Annotated in this window: 6 protein-coding genes and 1 pseudogene; 2 read left to right on the forward strand and 5 right to left on the reverse strand. The window is 62.6% G+C overall.

Features of this window, described 5'->3' with window-relative positions:
- Positions 1-141: 141 nt before the first annotated feature.
- Positions 142-366, reverse strand: coding sequence for a hypothetical protein (locus tag AC1DY5_RS43900; RefSeq protein WP_478120691.1), 225 nt, complete (start codon positions 364-366; stop codon positions 142-144).
- A 38-nt stretch (positions 367-404) separates the two neighbouring features.
- On the opposite strand from AC1DY5_RS43900, the gene AC1DY5_RS43905 reads away from it, so the two are divergent.
- Positions 405-620: a hypothetical protein gene (locus tag AC1DY5_RS43905; protein WP_478120692.1), complete on the forward strand. Its 216-nt coding sequence runs from the start codon at positions 405-407 to the stop codon at positions 618-620.
- Positions 621-625: 5 nt separating this feature from the next.
- On the opposite strand, the gene AC1DY5_RS43910 is transcribed toward AC1DY5_RS43905, so the two are convergent.
- Together AC1DY5_RS43910 and AC1DY5_RS43915 are read right to left on the reverse strand one after the other, a co-directional pair.
- Positions 626-925 (reverse strand): hypothetical protein, encoded by a 300-nt coding sequence (locus AC1DY5_RS43910; RefSeq protein ID WP_478120693.1) that lies wholly within the window; start codon positions 923-925, stop codon positions 626-628.
- 349 nt (positions 926-1,274) lie between these two features.
- Positions 1,275-1,456: pseudogene (locus AC1DY5_RS43915) on the reverse strand (integrase); the annotation flags it as partial.
- A gap of 15 nt (positions 1,457-1,471) precedes the next feature.
- On the opposite strand from AC1DY5_RS43915, the gene AC1DY5_RS43920 reads away from it, so the two are divergent.
- The gene (locus AC1DY5_RS43920) at positions 1,472-2,185 is read left to right on the forward strand and encodes a TIGR02391 family protein (RefSeq protein WP_478120694.1); all 714 of its coding nucleotides are present in this window, start codon (positions 1,472-1,474) and stop codon (positions 2,183-2,185) included.
- A gap of 394 nt (positions 2,186-2,579) precedes the next feature.
- Here AC1DY5_RS43920 and AC1DY5_RS43925 read toward each other — a convergent pair whose 3' ends face one another.
- Both AC1DY5_RS43925 and AC1DY5_RS43930 read right to left on the reverse strand, forming a co-directional pair.
- The gene (locus AC1DY5_RS43925; protein WP_478120695.1) at positions 2,580-2,984 is read right to left on the reverse strand and encodes a hypothetical protein; all 405 of its coding nucleotides are present in this window, start codon (positions 2,982-2,984) and stop codon (positions 2,580-2,582) included.
- A gap of 309 nt (positions 2,985-3,293) precedes the next feature.
- Positions 3,294-3,488: a hypothetical protein gene (locus AC1DY5_RS43930; protein ID WP_478120696.1), complete on the reverse strand. Its 195-nt coding sequence runs from the start codon at positions 3,486-3,488 to the stop codon at positions 3,294-3,296.
- Positions 3,489-4,350 lie beyond the last annotated feature (862 nt).

The raw sequence follows: 4,350 nt of genomic DNA on the forward strand, positions 1-4,350 counted from the left end.
ATGCAAAGGCGGCATGCGCATCTTGCCGGTCAGCTCAATCAGTCGGCTCTCGATGATGGATTTCAGCTCGGCCCTCGACTTCTTGGGCTTTTCCACATTCGCCTCCTTTTCGTTGGAGCCACAGTAGTGAGGGCAAGGCGCCTAGTGCATCTCATCGATGCGTTTTTTCGCGTCAGCGGTCGCCTCCATGACAGCTGCGGCCTCCGTCCAATGGCCAAGACTTACAGCTGCGAACGCCTGCAGGCCACCAATCGCGTAACGCCAGGTCCACACGTCGTCTTTGCGAGTGGACCAGGTCCACACCTCTCCATAGCGAGTGGTCGTGATCACCACATCGTGCCCCTTGTATTTGAAGCGCTTTTTCAACGTCTCCATACACTTCACGCTAGCAGGAAGGCCGCCACATGATTACCGGAACGATGAGCGCCCACGTCAGCGATAGTGCGAACGCCGAGATCGGCTGCGACGCTAATGAGCGCCCATCCTTTTCAGGCGCGCCGATGGTGCGCGCTCTGCTCGACCTCGACGGCGGCAAGACGCGCTTGATCTTCTCCCTCTCCAGCTCCATCACTCGCGCTTTGGCATGTCCATCGGCGCCAATTGCGAATGGGTTGCCGTGATGACGTCAAAACTGCGCCAGATCAGCCACCGTGAGCTCGGGATCGTCCAACTCGATCGTCTCGACGCCATGTCCTCCGCGTGCGACCACCACCTTGAACACCGGGCCGGGCGCCCCGTGCGGCAAGCGCGACCACACTGCATCCCCGGCCATGATCGCGTTCACGATCTCGATGACGTGAACCGGAACCGGAGAACCGTTCGGTGTCCAGGCATTCTTGGCGGTGTCTACTATGCCTCGCCGAACTTCCAGGACGTCGCCCCAAGCATTGCACCTCACGGCCACGACCATCGGAACTGTTGCCACGCCAGCCTCCTGTGCTTGGGAGCCTCAGTATGACTGAGCGCCCGATTCTGTTCAGCGCCCCCAATGGTGCGCGCACTGCTCGACGGGAGCAAGACCCAGACGCGGCGGGTGTTCAAGTTGCCGCGCGGCTGCTCTTGGTACGAGGGCCTGGGCAGCGAGCGCGAAGGCTGGCTTCAAGACGACACGGGCCCGGGCTGGTGGCACGTGAGCGAGCGGCGCTGCCCGTACGACAGGCCAGGCGAACGGCTTTGGGTGCGCGAGGCGTGGTCGACGCATGCGTGCTTCGATGATGTTCCCCCCAGCCAGCTCACCAAGCGCTCGCTGCACTACTGGGCCGACGGCGACATCCACCGGCCTCGGTCACGAAGCCTGAGCGCAGCGAATGCGCCGAGAAATCCTCTCCCACGCCGGCCCAGGGCGCACCGCGCCTTCACGATGTCCCGAACTACCGTCCCCGAGAGCCCGTCGGAGCCGAGCTTCCCCGTTCTTGAGGATCCGCCCGAAGAGGGGCCCTGAGGCGAGGAAGCACGCGCGGCACGCGACCCATTGCGACTTTTTTTCAATCCACATGATTGGACGTACCACAGCGAAGCGCTTTCACCATATCCCGCCAACGTCCTAGGCGCGATTCGCAACGCGCTGAGCGAAGGCTGGGACTGGCTCATGCGTAGCGGGCTCCTGGTACCGTCTGAGCAGCGCAATGGCTTCGTAGTCCTCAGTCGTAGGGCCGAAGCAATCAAAGACGGCCCGGGCTTCACCTCCTTTCGCAGAGCCGCTGATTTTCCGAAAGCGTTGCTGCATTCGGCTATCGCCGACCGGGTATGGCTGATGCTCCTGCGCCGCGAGTTCGATACGGCGGTGTTCCATTCCTTTCGCGAGGTCGAAATTGCGGTGCGTGAGGTCGGTGGGTACACCCCCGCCGACCTCGGCGCGGACCTGATGCGCAAGGCTTTCAACCCGAACACAGGGCCATTGACGGATATGCAGCAGCACATGGCTGAGCGCGAGGCTCTGCAGGCCATGTTCGCTGGCGCGATCGGGTCGTACAAGAACCCCCACTCGCACCGGCGCTTGCAAATAGATGCCGAGGAAGCGCAGGAAATGGTCGTTCTCGCCTCGCACCTGCTGCGCATTGTGGATTCACGACGTGCAGCGATCGCTTCTTCCGATGATCCTCCTGGCGGCGTGCGGCGATCCGAAGTGACAGACCCACTGTCGAGCTCTCAGGATTGGACAGCAACGCGACCAGCGGCAGGCTGATCCGCGCGACAAGATCGGTCCGCGCGCCCGGCGTGACCGGGCGCTTGCGTAACCTGCGGGTAAGCCAACGATCAGGAAAACCGCACCACGGCAGGCGTTCTGTAGGCAGCAAGCGGCACCTTCGAGTGCCGTTTGTCTTGCGGACCTACTGGCGCACATAAGCAATGGTTCATGAGGCCGATCCTACGGGCGCGACCACTCTGCCCGAGCAGGCCCGCGGCCGCTCCCGCCTTCGCCGCGGGCCGATCTATGACTCAGATCGGCCAGAACTGGCCATTATCCTCGCGCCCAATTTCGGCCAACTGCGACCAGTGGGTCAGGTGGCTCCCGACGGACTACAGCCTGCCGGTGGGAAGTAGGCTTCCGAAGCCCTGACCCTCGAAGCGAGCCAGTGCTACTTCCACTCGAAGAGCTGGGCGCTCGTGTTGCCTTGGGCATCGACCTCATATTCGAATACCACCACCACACTGTTCAGGCGCGACCATTTGGGGGAAGCGCTCTGGCAGTACAGGGCGCCGCGGTAGCTCACGGCACCGTCTTTCTTCATCGCGCCCAGACCTTGGCCAGTCCAGGTTAGGACGTCGCCATCCTTACTCATGACGATGCCCTGTCCGTCTCCAACCAAGGAGCCATCAGGCCGAGCCGTCGCGGTGTACGTGCCGGTCTCAGTTTCGGTCACGCCCAGGAGCGACCCGCCACCCTGAAATGACGTTTCCATCCTTGGGCCGCCACCCGGATTGGGAAGCACCCGCTGCGCCGTGACCTTGCCCTTGCCTTCGCCGATCTTTTCGCCAAGCATTTCGCTCTCCTGCACAACCATCAGTTGTGAGTTGGAAGCACCGAAGCCGGGAACCCGGCCGAGACGATCACCCTGCGCACGCTCGTCCGCGTTCCGGCCGCCGCATGACCCGAATGGCGCTGCGTCCCACGCGAGCCAAGGGCGCCGCTCGAAAAGCCATGTCGGCTAAACATAGTCCCGCGATCTGGAGAGCGCAAATATCAAATTGCCGATCAGGCCGCTGAGAATTCGCGCTCATGGCTTTGGTCCGCGTACGGGCATTCGCCCGCGCGGTCGTCGTCTTCGTTTTCCATCGAGCGATCCTACCGCTCAAGACTTGATCGTCGTGTCATCCATTAGCCCCGGCAGTACCCACCAAGCCTGTTGGTGGTGCTTCTGGTAGCCCGCGTCCTCTAAGCCCCTGAGCATGATTCCGTTGTCGACCTTGACCAGGCTTGCGTGCTGCAGCGCCGGGAGGATCTCCCTCGTTGATCCGCGCTTGTCGAACAGCTTGGCGTCGTGCATAGGCCATCCTCCGCGTCTGTCGAACACGAGATAGCCCTCGACCGGGCGCTGCCGGACGATGTCAGGCGGGAGCTTTTCGCCGCGTTGGCGGAGCTGGTAGACGACACAATACACTGGATAAGTGTCCAGTATTTTGCTAAGCTTGTGCGATGGAACGCGACGACTGGATTGCTTTAGCGCCCACCAGCTGCAGCGCCAATGACGGGCGGTGGACCCCGATCAACTCGACGAGGTGGCGGCCGATCTGTGGCGCGACGAGCGCTTGCGATCGATGGCGCCGGCACGGGCCGCGCTGGAATGGCTGGAGCCGTTGAGCAGTTCTGCGTGCGGCAAGCCAAAGGCCTCGTCACGCCCATGAAAAAGCCCGCCGAAGCGGGCAAGACCTTGCAGGCTTGAACAAGTTGAACTGCTCGTGAACGCGTCCGGGCGAAGGTAAGCTTCGAGGCCCGTTGTCGRCCAGAAGCAGGTATTGGCGACAGTCCGTTCTCCGGCAGCAGAAATTCACTGCCGCAAGGGCGAAGCCACACAAATCGCTTGGAGGACGCTGCGGGCTGGCCTAAGTTGGTCTTCCACCCACCATGAGGATCGCAACATGCCCATTCGCATCGCTGACCCACCGCATCGCGAAGAACGGCGCGATGCTTCACCGGGCGATGATGGACCGCGGATGGGTGGCGCTCGAAACCAGTTTGCTCCCTCTCGCGCCGGGGACGTTCAGCGCCCCTCGGCCCGGGCGGCAAGGGCCCGCATGCCCCCGTTGAGCTGCTTGCGCATCGGCCCCCTCATCAATTTCATGATCGGCCGTAACGGCGCTACCGGATCGAGGTACATGGTGTAAGTGACACGGCTGCCGCTGTCGGCG

The sequence above is a fragment of the Variovorax sp. P4_D9 genome (assembly GCF_056401695.1).